General features: G+C 67.6%; 19 protein-coding genes and 1 pseudogene. 4 read left to right on the forward strand and 16 right to left on the reverse strand.

Annotated features, from left to right (window positions below; translation table 11 throughout):
- Nucleotides 1-60 precede the first annotated feature (60 nt).
- The 4 genes and pseudogenes from K7G19_RS18590 to K7G19_RS18605 all read right to left on the reverse strand — a co-directional run.
- Nucleotides 61-891, reverse strand: a pseudogene (locus K7G19_RS18590) (DUF3025 domain-containing protein); the annotation flags it as partial.
- 39 nt (nucleotides 892-930) lie between these two features.
- Entirely contained in the window at nucleotides 931-1,974 is a 1,044-nt protein-coding gene (pyrC, locus tag K7G19_RS18595) for a dihydroorotase (protein WP_149317666.1), read from the reverse strand.
- A gap of 83 nt (nucleotides 1,975-2,057) precedes the next feature.
- A complete protein-coding gene (locus K7G19_RS18600; RefSeq protein ID WP_226108643.1) occupies nucleotides 2,058-3,341 on the reverse strand; it encodes a glycerate kinase in 1,284 nt (427 codons plus the stop codon).
- A 20-nt stretch (nucleotides 3,342-3,361) separates the two neighbouring features.
- The gene (locus K7G19_RS18605) at nucleotides 3,362-4,435 is read right to left on the reverse strand and encodes a tartrate dehydrogenase (RefSeq protein WP_149317665.1); all 1,074 of its coding nucleotides are present in this window, start codon (nucleotides 4,433-4,435) and stop codon (nucleotides 3,362-3,364) included.
- 255 nt (nucleotides 4,436-4,690) lie between these two features.
- Here K7G19_RS18605 and K7G19_RS18610 point away from each other — a divergent pair, with 255 nt between their 5' ends.
- The gene (locus K7G19_RS18610; RefSeq protein WP_149317664.1) at nucleotides 4,691-5,521 is read left to right on the forward strand and encodes a class II glutamine amidotransferase; all 831 of its coding nucleotides are present in this window, start codon (nucleotides 4,691-4,693) and stop codon (nucleotides 5,519-5,521) included.
- A gap of 60 nt (nucleotides 5,522-5,581) precedes the next feature.
- Here K7G19_RS18610 and K7G19_RS18615 read toward each other — a convergent pair whose 3' ends face one another.
- The 6 genes from K7G19_RS18615 to K7G19_RS18640 all read right to left on the reverse strand — a co-directional run bounded on the left by K7G19_RS18615 (nucleotide 5,582) and on the right by K7G19_RS18640 (nucleotide 11,485).
- Complete coding sequence (locus K7G19_RS18615; RefSeq protein WP_149317663.1) at nucleotides 5,582-6,316, reverse strand: amino acid ABC transporter ATP-binding protein; 735 nt, start codon at nucleotides 6,314-6,316, stop codon at nucleotides 5,582-5,584.
- A complete protein-coding gene (gene gltK / locus K7G19_RS18620) occupies nucleotides 6,313-6,996 on the reverse strand; it encodes a glutamate/aspartate ABC transporter permease GltK (RefSeq protein WP_149317662.1) in 684 nt (227 codons plus the stop codon). The genes K7G19_RS18615 and gltK overlap by 4 nt, the downstream gene beginning before the upstream one ends.
- A gap of 10 nt (nucleotides 6,997-7,006) precedes the next feature.
- Nucleotides 7,007-7,735 carry an amino acid ABC transporter permease gene (locus K7G19_RS18625; RefSeq protein ID WP_006578983.1) on the reverse strand — a complete coding sequence of 243 codons (729 nt, stop codon included), beginning with the start codon at nucleotides 7,733-7,735 and terminating at the stop codon, nucleotides 7,007-7,009.
- 76 nt (nucleotides 7,736-7,811) lie between these two features.
- The gene (locus tag K7G19_RS18630) at nucleotides 7,812-8,711 is read right to left on the reverse strand and encodes a glutamate/aspartate ABC transporter substrate-binding protein (RefSeq protein WP_149317661.1); all 900 of its coding nucleotides are present in this window, start codon (nucleotides 8,709-8,711) and stop codon (nucleotides 7,812-7,814) included.
- A gap of 272 nt (nucleotides 8,712-8,983) precedes the next feature.
- Nucleotides 8,984-10,288, reverse strand: a complete 1,305-nt coding sequence (locus K7G19_RS18635; protein ID WP_149317660.1) for a Glu/Leu/Phe/Val dehydrogenase — start codon at nucleotides 10,286-10,288, stop codon at nucleotides 8,984-8,986.
- A 222-nt stretch (nucleotides 10,289-10,510) separates the two neighbouring features.
- Nucleotides 10,511-11,485 carry a LysR substrate-binding domain-containing protein gene (locus tag K7G19_RS18640; protein ID WP_226108523.1) on the reverse strand — a complete coding sequence of 325 codons (975 nt, stop codon included), beginning with the start codon at nucleotides 11,483-11,485 and terminating at the stop codon, nucleotides 10,511-10,513.
- A 167-nt stretch (nucleotides 11,486-11,652) separates the two neighbouring features.
- On the opposite strand from K7G19_RS18640, the gene K7G19_RS18645 reads away from it, so the two are divergent.
- Together K7G19_RS18645 and K7G19_RS18650 are read left to right on the forward strand one after the other, a co-directional pair.
- The gene (locus K7G19_RS18645) at nucleotides 11,653-12,315 is read left to right on the forward strand and encodes a cysteine dioxygenase family protein (RefSeq protein ID WP_149317658.1); all 663 of its coding nucleotides are present in this window, start codon (nucleotides 11,653-11,655) and stop codon (nucleotides 12,313-12,315) included.
- 130 nt (nucleotides 12,316-12,445) lie between these two features.
- A complete protein-coding gene (locus tag K7G19_RS18650) occupies nucleotides 12,446-12,913 on the forward strand; it encodes an Lrp/AsnC family transcriptional regulator (RefSeq protein ID WP_149317657.1) in 468 nt (155 codons plus the stop codon).
- Between the two features lie 16 nt (nucleotides 12,914-12,929).
- On the opposite strand, the gene K7G19_RS18655 is transcribed toward K7G19_RS18650, so the two are convergent.
- The 4 genes from K7G19_RS18655 to K7G19_RS18670 form a co-directional block, all read right to left on the reverse strand.
- Nucleotides 12,930-13,703: an ABC transporter permease gene (locus tag K7G19_RS18655; RefSeq protein WP_149317984.1), complete on the reverse strand. Its 774-nt coding sequence runs from the start codon at nucleotides 13,701-13,703 to the stop codon at nucleotides 12,930-12,932.
- 1 nt (nucleotide 13,704) lies between these two features.
- A complete protein-coding gene (locus tag K7G19_RS18660; protein WP_226108525.1) occupies nucleotides 13,705-14,616 on the reverse strand; it encodes an ABC transporter ATP-binding protein in 912 nt (303 codons plus the stop codon).
- Nucleotides 14,613-15,710: an ABC transporter substrate-binding protein gene (locus K7G19_RS18665; RefSeq protein ID WP_149317982.1), complete on the reverse strand. Its 1,098-nt coding sequence runs from the start codon at nucleotides 15,708-15,710 to the stop codon at nucleotides 14,613-14,615. Before K7G19_RS18665 ends, K7G19_RS18660 begins: the two co-directional genes overlap by 4 nt.
- Before the next feature lie 324 nt (nucleotides 15,711-16,034).
- Nucleotides 16,035-17,990: an ABC transporter ATP-binding protein/permease gene (locus tag K7G19_RS18670; protein ID WP_149317656.1), complete on the reverse strand. Its 1,956-nt coding sequence runs from the start codon at nucleotides 17,988-17,990 to the stop codon at nucleotides 16,035-16,037.
- Between the two features lie 267 nt (nucleotides 17,991-18,257).
- Between K7G19_RS18670 and K7G19_RS18675 the strand changes: the two genes are divergently transcribed.
- Nucleotides 18,258-18,662: an acyl-CoA thioesterase gene (locus K7G19_RS18675; RefSeq protein ID WP_149317655.1), complete on the forward strand. Its 405-nt coding sequence runs from the start codon at nucleotides 18,258-18,260 to the stop codon at nucleotides 18,660-18,662.
- A 93-nt stretch (nucleotides 18,663-18,755) separates the two neighbouring features.
- Here K7G19_RS18675 and K7G19_RS18680 read toward each other — a convergent pair whose 3' ends face one another.
- Nucleotides 18,756-19,532: an enoyl-CoA hydratase gene (locus K7G19_RS18680; protein ID WP_150084461.1), complete on the reverse strand. Its 777-nt coding sequence runs from the start codon at nucleotides 19,530-19,532 to the stop codon at nucleotides 18,756-18,758.
- A gap of 151 nt (nucleotides 19,533-19,683) precedes the next feature.
- Nucleotides 19,684-20,883, reverse strand: coding sequence for an acetyl-CoA C-acyltransferase (locus K7G19_RS18685; RefSeq protein ID WP_149317653.1), 1,200 nt, complete (start codon nucleotides 20,881-20,883; stop codon nucleotides 19,684-19,686).
- Nucleotides 20,884-20,899: the final 16 nt, after the last annotated feature.

Raw genomic sequence — 20,899 nt, forward strand, 5'->3', positions numbered from 1 at the left:
ACTGGGACCACTGGGACCACTGGGACCACTGGGACCACTGGGACCACTGGGACCGCCGGGACCGCGGCGGCCGGGGCGGAACACCGTGGTGTCGTCGTAGAAAGCGGGATCGGCATTGGCCGGCCACCAGTGCGGAATGCCGAGCACCGGCAGCGGCGCGAAGCTGCTTCGGCCCCGCAGCTGCGCCTGCGCGAGCATCTCGGCCAGCGGCCCATCCAGCGTCTGCGCCGTGGCCGGATGCGGATCGGCGAGCGAACGGGCGATCGGCCAGGCGTGCGCCGTGATGGACTTGTAGGGTGCGACCAGTTTTTCCAGCAGCGCATGGCCGAACGGCACCACGGCGCAGCGATCAGCCCACGCGCCGCGGCCGTCGACGAACAGTTCGCGCCAGCGAAATCCCCTTAGCGCCGCCTCCAGCCGCGGCTCGGCGCAGACGAACAGCACCGCGTTCTCGTCGAACAGCGTCGCCGCGTCGCGCAACGGCCCGCGCGTGGGCTGCACGCCGTGCGCGGCGATGGCCGTGGCCTGCAGCCGGTTCAGCATCGCCTTCGTGCGCGGGAAATGCAGCCAGATCAGGCCATTGAAAAAGTCGTGCAGGTTCTCGCGCGTCGGCACCTCGCCGTGCGCGTGGATATGGGCCTCGTAGGCGCTGCCGGGCGGCAGCGTGTGCTGCGGGACGAAGCGCAGCGGCAGACCGGCGGCATTGGTCAGCCCCTGTGCGGCGGCAAAGGCATCGAGCGCCGCATGAACCGGCCGGCCCTGGCCGACCTCGGCCGCGATCGCGGCGCCCGCCCGCGCGAACGGCGCAAACCAGGGCCGGGACCAATCGACCCGGGCCAGCCGCTGCGCCAGGTCGACGGCAGGCGTGAGGCCCTGGACAGCAGGCTGCAGGCCCTCGACGGCCCGCTCAGCGCTGGGACCGCCCACCGCTCAGGCGGCCAGCGCGGCCTTCCATTGCAGCGTCTCGCCGCCCCGCAGCGGCACCAGCTCCGTCTCGCCGTACGGCAGCGCTTCGGGCAGCTGCCACGGCTCGCGCCGCAGCGTCAGCGTGCCGGTATTGCGCGGCAGGCCGTAGAAGTCGGGCCCGTGGAAACTGGCGAAGCCTTCCAGCTTGTCGAGCGCGCCGGCGGCATCGAAGGCCTCGGCATACAACTCCATCGCATGCAGCGCGGTATAGCAGCCCGCGCAGCCGCAGGCGTGCTCCTTCAGACCGCGCGCGTGCGGCGCGCTGTCGGTGCCGAGGAAGAAGCGCGGGTTGCCCGATACCGCCGCGGCCACCAGCGCCTGGCGATGCGTCTCGCGCTTGAGCACCGGCAGGCAGTAGTAATGCGGGCGGATGCCGCCGATGAAGATCGCGTTGCGGTTGTACAGCAGGTGATGCGCGGTGATGGTCGCGCCGATCGGCCCTTCGGCCTCGCGCACGTAGTCGGCCGCGTCCTTGGTCGTGATGTGTTCGAACACGACCTTCAGCCCCGGGAAATCGCGGCGCAGCGGCGTCATCACGCGCTCGATGAAGACCGCCTCGCGATCGAACAGGTCGATCTCGCTGTCGGTGACCTCGCCGTGCACCAGCAGCGGCAGGCCGACGCGCTGCATCGCCTCCAGCGCCGCGCTGCAGCGGCGGATGTCGGTCACGCCGGCATCGCTGTTGGTGGTCGCGCCAGCCGGATACAGCTTGACCCCATGGACGAAGCCGCTCGCCTTGGCGGCGACGATCTCGTCGGCCTGCGTGTTGTCGGTCAGGTACAGCGTCATCAGCGGCTCGAACGACAGGCCGGCCGGCAGCGCCGCCAGGATGCGGGCGCGATAGGCCTGCGCCTGCGCCACCGTGGTGACCGGCGGCTTCAGGTTCGGCATCACGATGGCGCGGGCGAACTGGCGCGCGGTATCGGGCAACACGGCAGCGAGGGCGGCGCCGTCGCGCAGATGCAGGTGCCAGTCGTCGGGGCGGGTGATGGTCAGGGTCTGGGTCATGACTTCGGCAAATCGAAAGCGTGGGATTGAGCGGTCGGCAACGGTCCGCAGCGGCGGCGGCGGGCGGCGTGGACGATCGGCGATTACAGGATCAGGATGGCGCGGTAGTCGTTGACATTGGTGCGGGTCGGCCCGGTCACGACCAGGTCGCCGATCGCATCGAACAGGCCCCAGGCATCGTGCGCCTCCAGCTGGCGGCGCGCCGGCATGCCGGCCGCTTCGGCGCGGGCCAGCGTGCCGGGATCGGCCAGCGCGCCGGCATTGTCCTCCGAGCCGTCGATGCCGTCGGTATCGGCGGCGATCGCATGCACGCCAGCCACGCCCTCCAGTTCGATCGCCAGCGACAGCAGGAATTCGGAGCAGCGGCCGCCGCGGGCCCGTCCGGCGCCGTCCTTGGGCAGCGTCACGGTGCATTCGCCGCCGGAGATCAGCGCCACCGGCGCGGCAAACGGCGCATTGTACGCGCGGATTTCGCGCACCAGCGCCGCGTAGACGCGCGCCACCTCGCGGGCCTCGCCCGTGACGGTATCGCCGAGGATCACCGGGGTCACGCCGTGCGCGCGGAACACCTCGGCGGCGGCCGCCAGGCTGCCGTGCGCGGTGGCGATCATGCGGTTGTCGACGCGCGCGAACAGCGGATCGCCGGGCTTCGGCGTCTCGGCATGCTCGCCGCGCGCGCCGGCTTCGAGATAGGCCTGCACCGCGGGCGGCACGCGGGCCTCGTAGCGGCGCAGGATCGCCAGCGCATCGTCGTAGGTGCTCGGATCGGCGACGGTCGGACCCGACGCGATGGCGCTGGGATCGTCGCCGGCGACGTCCGAGACGATCAGCGTGGTCACCCGCGCGCGGCTGGCCTGGGCCAGGCGCCCGCCCTGGATGCGCGACAGATGCTTGCGCACCACGTTCATCTCGGTGATCGGCGCCCCGCAGCGCAGCAGCTCCTGCGTGGTGGCGCGCAGATCGGCCATCGACACGCCCTCGGCCGGCAGCGACAGCAGGCTGGAGCCGCCGCCGGAGACCAGCACGATCAGCCGGTCCTCGGGCCCGAGCGCCTGCACGCGGGCCAGGATTTCCGCGGCGGCGCGCTCGCCCGCCTCGTCCGGCACCGGGTGGCCGGCCTCGATGACTTTCACATGTTCGGTCGGCAGGCCATGCGCGTAGCGCGTGACGACCAGCCCTTCGAGCGCGACGCCGGCATAGGCGCGCTCGACCGCCAGCGCCATCGACGCCGCGGCCTTGCCGGCGCCGACCACCAGCGTGCGGCCCTGGCGGCTCGGCGGCGGCAGGTGCGCGTCGACGATGCGCAGCGGATCGGCGGCCGCGACCGCCGCATCGAAGCTCGCGCGCAGCAGCGCGCGCGGGTCCATGCCCGGCTTGGTGGTCTCGCTCACAGCGCTTCCGCGATCGCGCGGCCGAGGTCGGCGGTGCCGGCGTTGCCGCCGATATCGCGCGTCAGCGGCGCGTGCGCGGGCCCGGCGGCCAGCACCGATTCGATCGCGCCCAGCACCGCCGCGCCAGCATCCGCATGGCCCAGGTGTTCGAGCATCATCGCCCCGCACCAGATCTGACCGATCGGATTGGCGATGCCGCGGCCGGCAATATCGGGCGCGGAGCCGTGCACCGGCTCGAACAGGCTGGGATAGGTTCGCTCCGGATTGATATTGGCCGACGGCGCGACGCCGATGGTGCCGGTACACGCGGGGCCAAGGTCCGACAGGATGTCGCCGAACAGGTTGCTGGCCACCACCACGTCGAACCAGTCCGGATGCAGCACGAAATTCGCGGTCAGGATGTCGATGTGGTACTTGTCGACCTTCAGGTCCGGATAGTTCGCCGCCATCGCCTCGACCCGCTCGTCCCAGTAGGGCATCGTGATCGAGATGCCGTTGGACTTGGTGGCCGAGGTCAGATGCTTCTTCGGACGCTTGCTGGCCAGCTCGAAGGCGAACTTCAGGATGCGGTCGACGCCGATCCGGCTCATCACCGTTTCCTGGATCACGACCTCGCGCTCGGTGCCCGGGAACATGCGGCCGCCGATGCTGGAATACTCGCCCTCGGTGTTCTCGCGCACGACGTAGAAATCGATGTCGCCGGGCTTGCGGTCGGCCAGCGGGCTGCGGATGCCGGGCATCAGCCGGACCGGGCGCAGGTTCACGTACTGGTCGAAGGCCCGGCGGAACTGCAGCAGCGAGCCCCACAGCGACACATGGTCGGGTACCGTGGCCGGCCAGCCCACCGCGCCGAAATAGATCGCGTCATAGCGCGACAGCGTATCGAACCAGTCGTCCGGCAGCATCTTGCCGTGGCGGGCGTAGTAGTCGCAGCTGGAAAAATCGAAATGGTCCCACTGCAGGTCGATGCCGAAGCGGCGCGCGGCGGCGTCCATCACGCGGACGCCTTCGGGCATCACTTCGGTGCCGATCCCGTCTCCAGGGATCACGGCAATCTTGTATTGGCTCATGGCGGAGGGCTCGATGTGGAGGCTGGTGGAGGCTGGTTGAGGCTGGTTGAAGCTCGTTGCAGCGAAGTGGCGGCTGGTGGAAGCTAATAGCGGCTGGTGGAAGCGGATCGCCGGGCGATTCGGCTGCCTCGGGCTGCCACGCCAGCGCACCACGCCGGCGGCCGCGGCCGTGCTTGGCAGAACGCCCGGCCCGGCGGGATAATGTCGCAATTCTATTGCAATCGGCCGGCCCTCACGCCGTCCCGGTCCCACGCCATGTGCCAGCTGCTCGGCATGAACTGCGCCACGCCGACCGACGTGACGTTCTCCTTCACCGGCTTCGCCGCGCGCGGCGGCGTCACGGATCATCATGCCGACGGCTTTGGCGTGGCCTTCTTCGAGGACAAGGCCTGCCGCCTGTTCATCGACAACCAGTCGGCGGGTACCTCGCCGGTGGCCGAACTGATCAAGAACTACCCGATCAAGTCGAAGAACGTCATCTCCCATATCCGCAAGGCCACGCAGGGCACGGTGCGGCTGGAGAACTGCCATCCGTTCATGCGCGAGCTGTGGGGCCGCCACTGGATCTTCGCCCACAACGGCGACCTGAAGGGCTTCGCGCCGTTCCTGTCTGGGGTCTATCAGCCGGTCGGCGACACCGACAGCGAGCTGGCGTTTTGCGCGCTGATGCAGGGCCTGCGCAAGCGTTTCCCCGGCTCGCAGCCGCCGCTGAACGAGCTGTGCCACGCGCTGGCCGACATCACGCGCGAGATCACGCTGTACGGTGTCTTCAACTATCTGCTGAGCAATGGGCAGGCGCTGTTCGCGCACTGTTCGACGCGGCTGTATTACCTGGTGCGCCAATGGCCGTTCTCGACCGCGCATCTGATCGATGCGGACCTGTCGATCGACTTCGCCCAGGTGACCACGCCGGAAGACCGCGTGGCGGTGATCGCCACCGCGCCGCTGACCGACGATGAAGTGTGGACGCCGTTCGCGCCGGGGGAATTGATGATGTTCGAGGCCGGCCAGCCGACGATGACGCTGACGGTGCCGATTCCGCCCGAGGTGCAGGCGCGCAACGCGGCCAATTCGGCCTGTACTTGAGGGGGGTGACGCCCCTCTCCCGCAAGCGGGAGAGGGGCCGGGGGAGAGGGAGCCCTCTGCTCAGTGCTGCAGGATCTTCGACAGGAACTGGCGGGCCCGCTCCGAACGCGCCTCGATATTGCCGAAGAACTCCTCCTTCGGCGTGTCCTCGACGATGCGGCCCTGGTCCATGAAGATCACGCGGTTCGCCACCTTGCGGGCAAAGCCCATCTCGTGGGTCACGCACATCATCGTCATGCCCTCGTGGGCCAGCTGCACCATCACGTCCAGCACTTCATTGACCATCTCGGGGTCCAGCGCCGAGGTCGGCTCGTCGAACAGCATGCAGATCGGATCCATCGACAGCGCGCGCGCGATCGCCACGCGCTGCTGCTGGCCGCCCGACAGCTGACCCGGAAACTTGTTGGCCTGGTTCTTCAGGCCCACGCGCTCCAGGTACTTCATGCCCTTGGCCATCGCCTCGTCGCGCGAGCGGCCCAGCACCTTGATCTGCGCGATGGTCAGGTTCTCGGTGATCGACAGGTGCGGAAACAGCTCGAAGTTCTGGAACACCATGCCGACGCGAGAACGCAGCTTCGGCAGATCGGTCTTCGGTCCGCCGACCGGGGTGCCGTCGACGAAGATCTCGCCCTTCTGGAAGGGCTCGAGCGCATTGACGGTCTTGATCAGCGTGGACTTGCCCGAACCGGACGGGCCGCACACCACCACCACTTCGCCCTTGGCCACGCGGGTGGTGCAATCGGTCAGCACCTGGAAGGAGCCGTACCACTTGGAAACGTTATTGATTTCGATCATACAGCCACCTTTTTCTGGTATCGCTTGACCAGCAACGATGCGGAAAAACAGATCACGAAATAGACCAGACCCGCGAACAGCAGCATCTCGACGATGCGGCCATCGCGTTCGCCGATGCCATACGCCTGCCCGAAGAAATCGGCCAGCGCGCTGACGTAGACCAGCGAGGTATCCTGGAACAGGATGATGCCCTGCGTCAGCAGCAGCGGCACCATGTTGCGGAACGCCTGCGGCAGCACCACCAGCCGCATGGTCTGCCCATAGGTCATGCCGAGCGCCTGCGCCGCGTACATCTGCCCGCGCGACACGCTCTGGATGCCGGCACGGATGATCTCCGAGTAATAGGCCGCCTCGAACAGCGCGAACGCGACCAGCGCGGACGTCATGCGCAGATCGGTCGCGGGCGACAGATTGAAGATGCCCTGCAGCACCTGCGGAATGATCAGGAAGAACCAGAGCAGCACCATCACCAGCGGTATCGAGCGGAACACGGTGACGTAGCCCTGCGCAAACCAGTTCAGCGGCTTGACCGAGGACAGGCGCATCATCGCCAGGATGGTGCCCCAGACGATGCCGACCACCACCGCGGTGGCGGTGATCTTGAGCGACACCATCATGCCCTCGCCGAGCACGTGCAGCGTATCGGCGTTGATCGAGGTGAAATCGAATGAATAAGCCATCGCGTTCCCCTTACTTGCTGCCGATGAAGCCCGGCACGCGCGTGCGCTTTTCCACCCAGCGCATTCCCAGCATGACGACGATATTGATCAGCGCGTACATCAGCGTGACCGCGATGAAGGACTCGTACGGCCGCGCCGTGTAGTCGACCAGCTGGCGCCCCTGCGCCGCCAGTTCCAGCAGGCCGATCGTCGACGCCACCGCCGAGTTCTTGAAGATGTTCAGGAATTCGGAGGTCAGCGGCGGCACGATGACGCGGAACGACATCGGCAGCAGCACGTAGCGATAGGTCTGCGGCAGCGTGAAGCCCATCGCCAGGCCGGCGTTGCGCTGTCCCGGCGGCAGCGAGTTGATGCCCGAGCGCACCTGTTCGCAGATCCGCGCGGCGGTAAAGGTGCCGAGGCAGAACATCGCGGCCAGGAATTGCTGGGTGAACGGATTCATCTGCTTGATCGATTCGCCGAACGGCAGCAATTCGGGAACGACGAAATACCAGATGAACAGCTGCACCAGCAGCGGAATATTGCGGAAGATTTCGACGTAGGTGGCCGCGATACCCGACAGGAATTTATTCGGAACCGTGCGCAATACGCCGAGAATCGAGCCGATGATCAGGGCGATTACCCACGAAGTCAGGCCGAGCGCGATGGTGACCTTCAGACCGGAAATCATCCAGTCGAGATAGGTCTCGTTCATCGCGGCTTCTTCGAGGAAAACACCCCAATGCCAGTTGTAATTCATGATGCGTCCTCAAAAAGAAACGGAAGGACATGCCTTCGCGCACGCCTTCCGTTTCACACGCGTGACTGGAGCCGAATCAGTCGAGCGCCTTGTCGTTCGGGTTCTTGATGAGTGCCTTCATGTCGTCGGACATCGGGAAGTCCAGGTTCAGGCCCTTCGGCGGCACCGGCTGGGTGAACCACTTGGCGTAGAGGTTGTTGATCTCGCCGCTCTTCATCAGATTGGCGATCACCGTGTCGGCGACCTTCTTGAACGGGGCATCGTCCTTGCGCAGCATGCAGCCGTACGATTCGCGCGACTGCGGCTTGCCGGTGACGACCCAGTCGGCCGGGTTGCGGGCCTTGGCGCGCTCGCCGTACAGCAGCGCGTCGTCCATCATGAAGGCGGCGGCACGGCCCGACTCCAGCGTCAGGAACGACTGGCCGTGGTCCTTGGTGCTGATGATGTTCATGCCCAGCTTCTGCTGGTCGTTCATCGTGCGCAGCAGGCGCTCGGACGTGGTGCCGGCGGTGGTGACGACGTTCTTGCCCTTCAGGTCGGCCCAGTCCTTGATCCCGCTGTCCTTCTTGGTCATGAAGCGGGTGCCGATGATGAAGATGGTATTGCTGAAGGCAACCTGCTTCTGGCGGTCGAGGTTATTGGTGGTCGAGCCGCACTCGATATCGATGGTGCCGTTCTGCAGCAGCGAAATGCGGTTCTGCGAGGTGATCGGAATTTCCTTGACCTGCAGGTTCGGCAGCTTCAGCTGGTCCTTGATCGCCTCGACGATCTTGACGTTGATGTCATAGGAATAGCCGACGGTGCGGACGCCGCCGAGGTTATAGCTGAAGGGAATCGACGATTCCCGCACGCCCAGCGTAATGACACCCGTGTCTTTGATCTTCTTCAGCGTGCCGGTCAATTGCTCGGCCGCTTGTGCGGTACCGCACAGCACGCCTGCCGCAATCATCAGCGCAGCCAGTTTGGCAACCTTCATAACATCTCCTTGACCATGAGAGAAAGGCGGGACTCTAACAAGAAACGTGCCGCCGACGAAATAGTATTGCGCAAGCCGACGCTGCAATACAACGGGTATTTCCCTAGCCGCCGCTGTCCGGCAATCGGCTGCGCCACGCGGCTGTAATAAAAAAAGCGGCAGCCGGAATCTCCGGCTGCCGCCTCGCTTGTCGTCCGGCCCCCGCCTTGGTGCATCGCAGCATGGCGCATGCCCCGGCGCGGGTCCGATTGCCCCGATTTCGCGCTGGGCGATCAGGGATACAGGCCGCGCATTTCGCGCGCCTGCAGGATACGGGTACAGGCAATGATGAACGCCGCGGTCCGCAGCGTGACCTTGTTCTCCTGCGCGACCTGCCAGATGGAGCGGAACGCCTCCTGCATGATCCGTACCAGCCGTTGGTTGATTTCCTCTTCGGTCCAGAAGAAGCTGGAGAAGTCCTGCACCCATTCGAAGTACGACACCGTGACGCCGCCGGCGTTGGCGATCACGTCCGGCGCCACCAGGATATTGCGCTCGCGCAGGATATCGTCGGCCTCGGGCGTGGTCGGGCCGTTGGCGCCCTCGATGACCATGCGGGTCTTGATGTGGGGCGCGTTGGCGGCGGTGATCTGGCCTTCCAGCGCGGCGGGGATCAGGATCTCGCTCTCGGTCTGCCAGAACTGCTCGGCGCTGATGGTCTCGGCGCGGAAGCCGTCGATGGTGCCGTTGTGCGCGACGTGTTCGATCAGCGCCGGCACGTCCAGGCCGGCCGGGTCGAACAGCGCGGTCTTGTGGTCCTGCACCGCGATGACCTTGGCGCCGGCCTCGTGGAACAGCTTGGCGGCGACGCTGCCGACATTGCCGAAGCCCTGCACGACGATGCGCGCGCCCTTGATTTCCAGGCCCAGGTTGCGCGCGGCCTCGGCGCCCACGACGAACACGCCGCGACCGGTCGCCTCGCGGCGGCCCAGCGAGCCGCCCAGCGAGATCGGCTTGCCGGTGACCACGCCGGTCGACGTGCTGCCCTCGTTCATCGAATAGGTGTCCATCATCCACGCCATCACCTGTTCGTTGGTGTTGACGTCCGGGGCCGGGATGTCCTTGTTCGGCCCGATGATGATGTTGATCTCGCTGGTATAGCGGCGCGTCACGCGTTCGAGCTCGGCGCGCGACAGCTTGCGCGGGTCGACGCGGATGCCGCCCTTGGCGCCGCCGTACGGCACGTTGACGGCGGCGTTCTTGATCGACATCCAGGCCGACAGCGCCATCACCTCGGACAGGGTCACGTCCTGGTGGAAGCGCACGCCGCCCTTGCCCGGGCCGCGCGAGGTGTTGTGCTGGACGCGGTAGCCCTCGAAGTGGGCGATGGTGCCGTCATCCATCTCGATCGGCACGTCGACCACCAACGCGCGCTTGGGGCGCTTGAGCGTTTCGACCCAGCGGGCCAGCGAGCCCAGGTAGGGGGTCACGCGGTCGACCTGTTGCAGGTAGATGCCCCAGGGGCCGAGGTTGTCGGCGTTCAGATAGGAGGGGACGGAATGCGCGGAAGCGGTGATGATCGGCGAATCGGAAGACATCGTGGTTATCCGGAAATGGAATGGCGACAAGCTTAGGGGCGCCGCGCCGCGGAAATCCAATGCCGTTTGTTCATTCGGTCATGCCGGAAATGCATAACCTTGCGAGAGCGCGATCCACCCCGCCGAAAGGGGGTGCCGGGCGTTGCCGGAACGCCCATGTGGGCGGCCCGTCCCCGCGCTCAGCCCGCCCTTCTCCGAACTCCGCCCGCCCCGTCCCAGGTCTCAGCCCGCCCCGCCCTCGATCGGCGCCGCGCCGGCCGACAGGCTGGCCCAGATGCGGTCGACCAGCTCCCGCTTGCGGCGCAGCTGGCTGCCGCGCCGGTCGTTGCCATGCTCGCCGGGCCGCGCCCGGTACAGCCGGATCTCCATCTCGATCGACAGCGGCGCCGCGCGCGGGCCCTCTGCCCGCACCAGCCGGCCCTGCGCGACCTCCTCCCGCACCGCGCTCTCGGGCAGGAAGGCCAGGCCATGGCCGGCCAGCGCCATCACCTTGAGGGCCTCGGCCATATCGGTCTCGTAGCATTTGTCGAGCTTGAACGACTCGCTGGTGTCCGACAGCAGCATCTCGACCATCCGGCCGAGGAAAGCGTTGGGCGTATAGCTGAGGAAGGACACCGGCTTGCGGTCGGTGCCCGGCAGCCGGTACAGCGGCTTGCCGCCGGCATCGGGCACGCTGAACGGCGACATCCGCTCGACGCCGAGCACCAGCATGTCGTAGTGCGAGGGATCGAGCTGGATCGCCTGGCGCGGATGGTGGTAGACCATCACCAGGTCGCAGCCGCCCTCGACCAGCATCAGCACCGCGTCGTGCACGTTCAGCGCGCGCAGCCGGCAGGCCAGCGTGCCGACCTGCCGCTCCAGCGCCTTCAGCCATTCGGGGAAGAACGTCAGCGATAGCGTGTGCGGCACCGCGAATTCGAGCATCTGCGCGTTGGCCGAGCGCTGGCCGCGCATCAGCGCACGGGTCTCGCTGACCTGGGCCAGCATCGCCAGCGCCTGCTCGTAGAACACCTTGCCGGCCGGGGTCAGGTTGGTCGGATAGCTGGAGCGGTCGATCAGCTCGGTGCCGAGCCAGGCCTCGAGCGACTGGATGCGGCGCGAGAAGGCGGGCTGGGTCACGTGCCGCAGCTCGGCCGAGCGCGAGAAGCTGTGCGTCTCCGCCAGGCTGACGAAGTCTTCAAGCCATTTGATTTCCATGGCGCATTATCTCTCGGCGGCCGCCGGCGCAAAAATATTCTAGAAAGCCCGATCGAAGCGGAATATCATTCCCCACCGGATCGCTTCGGCACCACATTTTAGATCGGCTTGCTCGGCCCGGCTGGCTATGATCGGACCCATCCGCTCTCTTGCCCTCCGGAGTCTCCATGCCAAGCCTGCACGCCGAACCGCAGTCGCGCCTGTCGTCGCCCCAAGCCGCCGGCCCGCAAGCCGGCCTGCCGTCCTCGTGCGGACCGTCCGCGCTGTCCGCGCTGTCGCCGGCGCTGGCACGGGTGTTCGACGACAGCGCGCGCAGCGTGGCGGCGCAGGTCCAGGCCTGCCTCGGCGACGATGCCGACGCGCTGCTGGCGCTGTTGCCCGCGGCCGCGCGTGCCGGCAGCCCGGACGGCTATACGCGCCACCTGATCTATGCCGACCCGATGGCGCGCTTCTCGGCGATGCTGCTGGTCTGGCGCCCGGGCCAGGCGAGTCCCGTGCACGGGCACCGCACCTGGTGCGCCTACCGCGTGCTGCAGGGCTCGCTGTACGAGCGGCACTACCGCTGGGACGAGGCGGCGCAAGTTGCGCGGCCGAGCGGCGGCGTCGTGCGGGAGCCGGGCGCGGTGTTCAGCGTGCCGGCGGGGCTTGGCCATATCCACTCGCTCGGCCATGCGGGCCGGGGCATGGACAGGGGCATGGCCCAGGACATGGACCAGCACATGGACCAGCACGACGGCGAGGCCGGCGACATCGCCGTCTCGCTGCATCTGTACGGCGTCGAGGCCGCGCAGATCGCCACCGGCATCAATCTGCTGGTGGCGACGGGCTAGCGCAGCATCAGGCGGTGAGGCGCGGTGAGGCGCGGTGAGGGCGCAGCGAGGCGCGATGGCCATGGCTGGGCGCGGTGGCGCCGCCCGTTCGCGATCCAACGAATCCCGCCATACCGATGGAGCCAGCACGATGGACCGATTTGACCGATACGACCGCCAGATCCTGGCCGAGCTGCAACAGAACGCCGACCTGCCGGTGGCCGAACTGGCCGAACGGGTCGGCCTGACCTCGACGCCCTGCTGGCGCCGCGTGCAGAAGCTGCAGGAGAGCGGCGTGATCCGCAAGCGCGTGGCGCTGCTCGACCCCGCCAAGCTGAACGTCGGCGTCACCGTGTTCGTGTCGGTCCGCACCAACCAGCACAGCGCGAAGTGGCTCAAGACCTTTCACGGGCTGGTGGCATCGATCCCGGAGGTCACCGAGTTCTACCGGATGGCCGGCGACACCGACTACCTGCTGCGCGTGGTGGTGCCCGACATCGCCGCCTACGACCGCGTCTACAAGCGGCTGATCCAGGGCGCCGAGCTGGCCGACGTCAGCTCGAGCTTCGCGATGGAGCAGATCAAGTACACGACGGCGCTGCCGCTGGAGTACGTTTGAGCATCGCCCCGGGGCCTCAGCCCCGATGCGCCCACCCGGTCATCCGCTTCTCCAGCACGGCAAACAGCTCGTACATCGCCATCGCCATCACCGCGATCACCACCAGGCCGGCGAAGGCCAGCGGCATCTTCATCGCCGAGCCGGCCGATACCAGCAGATAGCCGATGCCCTCGTTGGCCGCGTTCATCTCCGACACCGTGGTGCCGACGAAGGCGAGCGTGATGGCCACCTTCAGCGAGGCGAAGAAATACGGCAGCGCGCGCGGCAGGCCGACCTTGAACAGCACGTCGGTGCGCCGGGCGCCCAGCACGCGCAGCACGTCCTCCAGCTCGGGCTCCAGCGTCGCCAGCCCGGTGGCGATATTGACCATCACCGGAAAGAACGAGATCAGGAACGCCGTCAGGATCGCGGGCCCGGCGCCGAGGCCGAACCACACCACCAGGATCGGCACGAAGGCCGCCTTGGGCAGCGCGTTGAACGCGGTCATCAAGGGATAGCCGGCCGCATACGCGAGCCGCGACGAGCCCATCAGCAGGCCCAGCACCACGCCGACCGCGATGGCGATGCCGAAGCCCACCATCGTCGTCCAGAAGGTGCGCCACGCATGGACGGCGATCACGTCCCAGTAGTCGACCAGCGACACCACGATGGCTGCCGGGCTGGGCAGGATGAAGTCGGACACGTCGAAGATCATGCAGGCGCCCTGCCACAGCAGCAGGCAGGCGGCCAGCAGCAGCCAGGGGGCGACGCGCTCCACGCGCCGCTGGGTCGAATCGGTCAGCGTGGTCATCTCAGTGCTGGCGGACATGGCCGATCTTCTCGCGCAGCATGTGCACCAGATCGGCGAAGGGTTCGGTATAGGTCAGTTCGAGATCGCGCGGACGCGGCAGCTCGATCGGCTTGCGCATCAGGATGCGGCCCGGCCGCTGGCTCATCACGTAGACCGTGTCGGCGAGGAACACCGCCTCGCGCAGGTCGTGGGTGACCAGGATCACGTTGAAGCGTTGCGCCTGCCACAGGTCGCGCAGCACGCACCACAGTTCTTCGCGGGTGAAGGCGTCGAGGGCGCCGAACGGTTCGTCCAGCAGCAGCATGCGCGGCTCGTGGATCAGCGCGCGGCAGATCGACGCGCGCTGCTGCATGCCGCCCGACAGCTGCCACGGGTACTTGTCCTCGTAGCCCGCCAGCCCCACGGTGCGCAGCAGCGTGCGGGCGCGCTCGACGTATTCGTCGCGGCGGGCCCGCAGCGTGGAGCGGTAGGGCTCGACGATCTCCAGCGGCAGCATCACGTTCTGCAGCGTGGTGCGCCACGGCAGCAGCGTCGGCGCCTGGAAGGCCATGCCGACCATCTTCAGCGGGCCGGTCACCTTCTCGCCTGCGATCTTCACGACGCCGCGCGTGGCCGGCTTCAGCCCCGTCGCCAGCTTCATGAAGGTCGACTTGCCGCAGCCCGACGGGCCGACGATCGCGATGAACTCGCCCGGCCGCACCTGCAGCGAGATGTCCTCGACCGCAAACTCGCCCTGGCGGGCCAGCTCGTCGTTGTAGGCGAGCCAGACGCGATTGAAGTCGACGAAGGGAGCTTCGGCGTCGGCGGCGGGCGGTGCGGCCGGTGCCCCCGGCACGCCGCCGCAGACTGTGGTGGATACCGCGGCCGATGCTGTAGTCGATGCAGCAACCGATGCAGCAAGGTCGGCCGTCATCGCAGCACGTCCAGTTCCGCCGCCGACGGCAGATAGGCGTCGGTCCACAGCGCATCCGGATTGATCCGGCCCTTGGTGCCGAACGCATCGGCCACCTGCGAGGCCATCAGCGACAGGCGCGGCTTGTTGACGCGGCCGAAGCCGTCGGCGCGGGCATCGGGCGACTTGACCACGCTGTCGAGCGCGAGCTTCAGGCGCCGGACCTCGAGCTTTTCGTCGATGATGCCGTCGCGCGCCTTGACCGCCTTGATGCCCTCCTCCGGCCTGGCGATCACGTCGCGCGCCGACTTGGCGAAGGCCCGCAGGAAGGCCTTGACCGCCTCGGGGTTCTTCTTCAGGAAGTCCTCCGACGCGATCACCGCATTGCCGTACAGCTTGACGCCGTATTGCGGGTACGGCAGCACCACGATGTCCTCGTCCTTCACGCCGCGCGCATTGAGGTTCAGGATCGAGGTGAACGAGAAGCCGGTGATCGCATCGAGATCGCCGCGCGTCAGCATCGTCTCGCGCAGCGTCGGGTCCATCGCCTGCCAGTTGAAGCTCGATGCCTGCAGGCCGTTGGCCTTGGCGAAGATCGGGAAGGCGCGGCGGCCGGCGTCGAACACCGGCGCGCCGAGCTTCTTGCCGGCGAGGTCCTTCGGCGCCTTGATGCCGGACTTCTTCAGCGCCAGCACCGCGGCCGGCGTGTTGTTGTAGACCATCATCACGGCGACCGGCTTGTTCTTCGCCTCCGGGTTGTTGCCGTAGAACTCCATCACCGAGGCAAGGTCGGCGAAGCCCATGTCATAGGTGCCGGAGGCCACGCGGTTGACCACATTGCCCGAACCGTTGCCCGCGTCGATCGACACGTCGAGCTTCTCGGCCTTGTAGTAGCCCTTCTGCTCGCCGAGCAGGAACAGCGCGGACGGCCCCTCGAAGCGCCAGTCGAGCTGGAAGCGGACCTTGGTCGCCGCCTGTGCATGGGCCGGCGCGGCCCATTGTGTCGACAGCACCATCGCGGTGCCGAGCAGCGTGCCCAGCCGCAGCATCCGGCGGCGCAGCGGCGATGGTGCCGCGCTGGCCTGCGCCCCGCGCGCGCCCTCGCCCCGATGCATGTCCTGCGGCGCCTGCGGCTGCGTTTGCTGCTGCGGATCCTGGTGTTGCGACCTGTGGTGCGGCATGTTTGCTCTCCTGTTCGTGCCTGTTTTGCGCGAACAGTGTCTGCAAGCGATATGCCAGCCAAAACTGCATCAAGGCGGCCCCAAAGCGGGGCATGGCCGCGGCGGTTTGTCCAACCAAACTTGTGCACCGCGCCTGGCCACGCGTGATTGCACGCGGCCATTGTCGACAATGCGAGGGCGGCGGCCTGGCGCGGTCTCAGGCGGCCATGGGCGATGTCAGGCGATCTCGGCCGATCTCAAGTGGCCTGCGGCTCGACCTCAGGCGTCCTGCGTCGCGTCGCCGAGGTCGGCCGCGACCGCGGCGGCGCCTTCGATGCGGGCCAGTTCGCCGCCGTTGGCATCAGCCGCCCCATCGGCCGTCCCGTCCGCCGACGTCGCGCCCTGCGCCGCGCTGCGCGCCTGGATGCGCCACATCTCGGCATAGCGTCCGTCGGCACGCATCAGCTCGGCATGCGTGCCGCGCTCGACGATGCGGCCGCGGTCCATCACCAGGATCTGGTCGGCATGCACCACGGTGGACAGGCGGTGCGCGATCAGCAGCGTGGTGCGGTTCTGCGCCAGGCGCATCAGTTCGGCCTGGATCGCCTGCTCGGTGCGCGAGTCCAGCGCCGAGGTGGCTTCGTCGAAGATCAGGATCGGCGGGTTCTTCAGCAGCGTGCGCGCGATCGCCACGCGCTGCTTCTCGCCGCCCGACAGCTTCAGCCCGCGCTCGCCGACCGGCGTGTCGTAGCCCTGCGGCAGCTCGCGGATGAAGGCGTCGATCTGCGCGGCGCGCGCGGCCTCGATGACCTCCTCGCGGCTCGCGCCCGGGCGGCCGTAGGCGATGTTGTAGTAGATGCTGTCGTTGAACAGCACCGTGTCCTGCGGCACGATGCCGATCGCGCGGCGCAGGCTGTCCTGCGTCACGGTGCGGATGTCCTGGCCATCGACCAGCACCGCGCCGCTGCCGACGTCGTAGAAGCGGAACAGCAGCCGCGCCAGCGTCGATTTGCCCGAGCCGCTATGGCCCACCACCGCGGTGGTGGTACCGGCCGCGATCGTGAAATCGACATCGTCGAGGATGCGGCGGTTGCTGTCGTAGCCGAAGCCGACATGGCTGAAGCGCACCTCGGCGCCCTGCACGGCCAGCGGGCGGGCATCGGGCGAATCCGCGACCTCGCGGTTGGTGCCGAGCAGCACGAACATCCGATCCATGTCCGTGGTGGCCTGCTTGATCTCGCGGTAGATCACGCCGAGGAAATTGAGCGGGATGTACAGCTGGATCATCAGCGTATTGACCAGCACCAGGTCGCCCAGCGTCAGCACGCCCTCGGCCACGCCGACGGTGGCGCGCCACAGGATCAGGATCAGGCCGATCGCGATGATGGCCTGCTGGCCGAAGTTCAGCAGCGACAGCGAGTTCTGCGAGCGGATGGCGGCGGTCCTGTACGTGCGCAGGTTCTCGTCGTAGCGCGCGGCCTCGTACGCCTCGTTGCCGAAGTACTTGACGGTCTCGAAGTTCAGCAGCGAGTCGATCGCCTTCTGGTTGGCGCGCGAATCGAGCTCGTTCATCTTGCGGCGGAAGTGCGTGCGCCATTCGGTCACCACCACCGTGAAGACGATATAGGCGAGCAGCGCGCCGCCGGTGATCGCGGCGAACCAGATGTCGTAGTGCAGCAGGAAGAAGCCCATCACCAGCGCCATCTCGACCAGCGTGGGCAGGATGCTGTACAGCGAATACGAGATCAGCGACTGGATGCCGCGCGTGCCGCGCTCGATGTCGCGGCTCATGCCGCCGGTCTGCCGGTCCAGATGGAAGCGCAGCGACAGGCTGTGCAGATGGCGGAACACCTGCAGCGCGATCTCGCGCACCGCGCTCTGCGTGACCTTGGAGAACAGGATCTCGCGCAGCTCGGTAAACAGCGTGGTCGACAGCCGCAGCAGGCCGTAGGCGACGATCAGCCCGGCCGGCACCGCCAGCAGCGCGCGCGGATCGCCGGGCGCGATGTTCATCGCGTCGATCAGGCGCTTCATCAGCACGGGCACGCCCAGGTTGGCGGCCTTGGCGGCCACCAGGCAGGTGAGCGCCAGCATCACGCGCCACTTGTAATGCCACAGATAGGGAAGCAGATTGCGCACGGTCTGCCAGTCGCTGCGCTGGCCGCGCGCGCCGGAGAACAGCGGCGAGGACGGGGCCGTGGGGGCAGGCTCGTCCGTCGTGGAGTAGCGTCGCATACGTTAGAATTCGGGCGAATGTGCGATTGTCGCAGAGTTCGGGGCGAGGGGTTTTCCGCCTGTGTTTCCGCTGTATTGCCCCAGTATTGCCCCAGTATTGCCCCTGCACGCGCCCGGCTTTTCCTTCTGCCCCGCCCGTCTTGGACCGGCCCTGATTCGGGCCCATGAACCGGGCTTGTTGAAGGGGCCTATGGATCTGGCCCATGAACTCGGCCTGTGAATCGGCCCCTACTGCCCTTGCTGCCCCTGCTGCCTTCCGGATTGACCATGAGCGAACCCCAGACCCTGTCGTCCCTGCCTCCCGGCAAGAACCCCGCGCTGCGCGTGGTGCCGATGCCCGCCGATGCCAACGTGCACGGCGACGTGTTCGGCGGCTGGATCATGGCGCAGGTCGACATCGCCGGCTCGATTCCCGCGGTCGAGCGCGCGCAGGGCCGCGTCGCCACGGTGGCGGTCAATTCCTTCCTGTTCAAGCATCCGGTGTTCGTCGGCGACCTGGTCAGCTTCTATGCCGACATCGTCAGGACGGGGCGGACCTCGATCACCGTCGAGGTCGAGGTCTATGCGCAGCGGATGCGCCATAGCAACGAGATCGTCAAGGTCACCGAGGCCACGCTGACCTATGTGGCGACCGACGAGGAACGGCAGCCGCGGGTGCTGCCGAAGGTCTAGGACGGGCGCCGCGGCATCGCGTGCGCCCCGCCCTCTCCTCCAGCTCCTCTGGGAGAAGGGCAGGGAGAAGGGGTGGCCTGCCCCCTTCCCCGATCAATTGAACCGCGAGAAGTCCGGCTTGCGCTTCTCGAAGAAGGCCGTGAAGGCCTCCTTCGCTTCGGGCGACTGCAGCAGCCGGCGGAACACCGCGCCCTCCTGCGCCATCTGCGTCTCCATCTGCGCGGTATCCGCGCCCTTCATCAGCCGCTTGGTTTCCCGCAGCGACGACGCCGGCAGCGCCGCCAGCTTGCGCGCCTGCGCCAGCGCGAAGTCGTGCAGCTCGGCGCCGGCCACCACGCGGGTCACCAGCCCGATCTGCTGCGCCTCCTGTGCACTGAACGGCTCGCCCAGCAGCAGCTTCTCGGCCGCGCGCTGGTAGCCGGCCAGGCGCGGCAGCAGCAGGCTCGACGCGGCTTCCGGGCACAGCCCCAGCTGCACGAACGGCAGCGAGAAGCGCGCGCCCTCGGCCGCATAGACCAGGTCGCAATGCAGCAGCAGCGTGGTGCCGATGCCCACCGCCGGCCCGCTGACCGCCGCCACCAGCGGCTTGGCGGCATGGCTGATCTCGTGCAGGAACTGGAACACCGGCGCCTTGGCGGCATCCTCCTCGCTGCTCGGCGGCCGCTTCAGGAAGTCTTCCAGATCGTTGCCCGCGGTAAAGATCTCGTCCTTGCCGCGGATCACGATCGCCCGCACGGCGTCGTCGGTGGCCGCCGCGCGCAGCGCGTCGGCCATCTGCTGGTACATCGCCGCGGTGATCGCGTTCTTCTTGTCCAGGCGGTCGAACTCGATGGTCAGCACGCCTTGCTCGATGCGGGTCAGGATGCTCATGGTGTCTCCTTGGTGGTCGGTGTTCTCGTCGATGTTCTTGGCCGTGTTCCCGGCGATGTTCCCCTCTGTGCCGCCGCGACGGGAACCGCCCCGGGGGAAACGCGGTTCCCCGGAGCGGCTTCCCGGGGCAATCCCTGGGCTCGCCCTCTCGTCAAACCCGTTCGAAGATGCCGGCGGCGCCCATGCCCGTGCCGACGCACATGGTCACCATGCCGTACTTCAGGTTGTGCCGGCGCAGCGCATGCACCACGGTGGCCGAGCGGATCGCGCCGGTCGCGCCGAGCGGGTGGCCCAGCGCGATCGCGCCGCCCATCCGGTTCAGCTTTGCCGGATCGAGGCCCAGATCGCGGATCACCGCGAGCGCCTGCGCGGCGAAGGCCTCGTTCAGTTCGATCCAGTCGAGCTGGTCCTGCGTCATGCCGGCGGCCTTCAGCGCGGCCGGAATGGCTTCCTTCGGACCGATGCCCATGATCTCCGGTGGCACGCCGCGCACCGCGAACGACACGAAGCGGGCCAGCGGCACCAGGTTGCAGGCCTTCAGGATCTTCTCGGAGACCAGGATCAGCGCGCCGGCGCCGTCCGAGGTCTGCGAGCTGTTGCCGGCGGTCACGCTGCCCTTGTTGGCGAACACCGGGCGCAGCTTCGCCAGCCCCTCCAGCGAGGTATCGGGACGCGGGCCCTCGTCCAGCGACAGCGTGCGGGTCTTCAGTTCGACCTCGCCGCTGGCCAGGTTCGGCAGCTTCTCGACGATCTCGACCGGCGTGATCTCGTCGGCGAACTCGCCGGCCTGCTGCGCGGCCAGCGCCTTCTGGTGCGAGGCCAGCGCGAAGGCGTCCTGGTCCTCGCGGCTGACCTGCCACTTGCGCGCGACCTGCTCGGCCGTCAGGCCCATGCCGTAGGCGATGCCGACGTTCTCGTCGCGCGCGAAGATCGACGGCGACATCGACGGCGTATTGCCCATCATCGGCACCATGCTCATCGATTCGACGCCGGCGGCGATCATCACGTCGGCCTCGCCGACGCGGATGCGGTCGGCCGCCATCGCGACGGCGCTCAGGCCCGAGGCGCAGAAGCGGTTCACGGTGATGCCGCCGACCGAGGTCGGCAGGCCCGACAGCAGCGCGCCGATGCGCGCGACGTTCAGGCCCTGCTGCGCTTCGGGAATCGCGCAGCCGACGATGGCGTCCTCGATCAGCGCCGGGTCCAGGTTCGGCACCTGCGCCAGCGCGGCGCGCAGCGTGGTGGCCAGCAGATCGTCGGGCCGGTAGTGCTTGAACGCGCCCTTGGGCGCCTTGCCGATCGGCGTGCGGGTCGCGGCAACGATATAGGCGTCTTGCAGTTGTTTCATGATCGATTTCCTCGCGTGC

The organism is Cupriavidus sp. DB3, from assembly GCF_020418465.1.
Taxonomy (GTDB): domain Bacteria; phylum Pseudomonadota; class Gammaproteobacteria; order Burkholderiales; family Burkholderiaceae; genus Cupriavidus; species Cupriavidus cauae.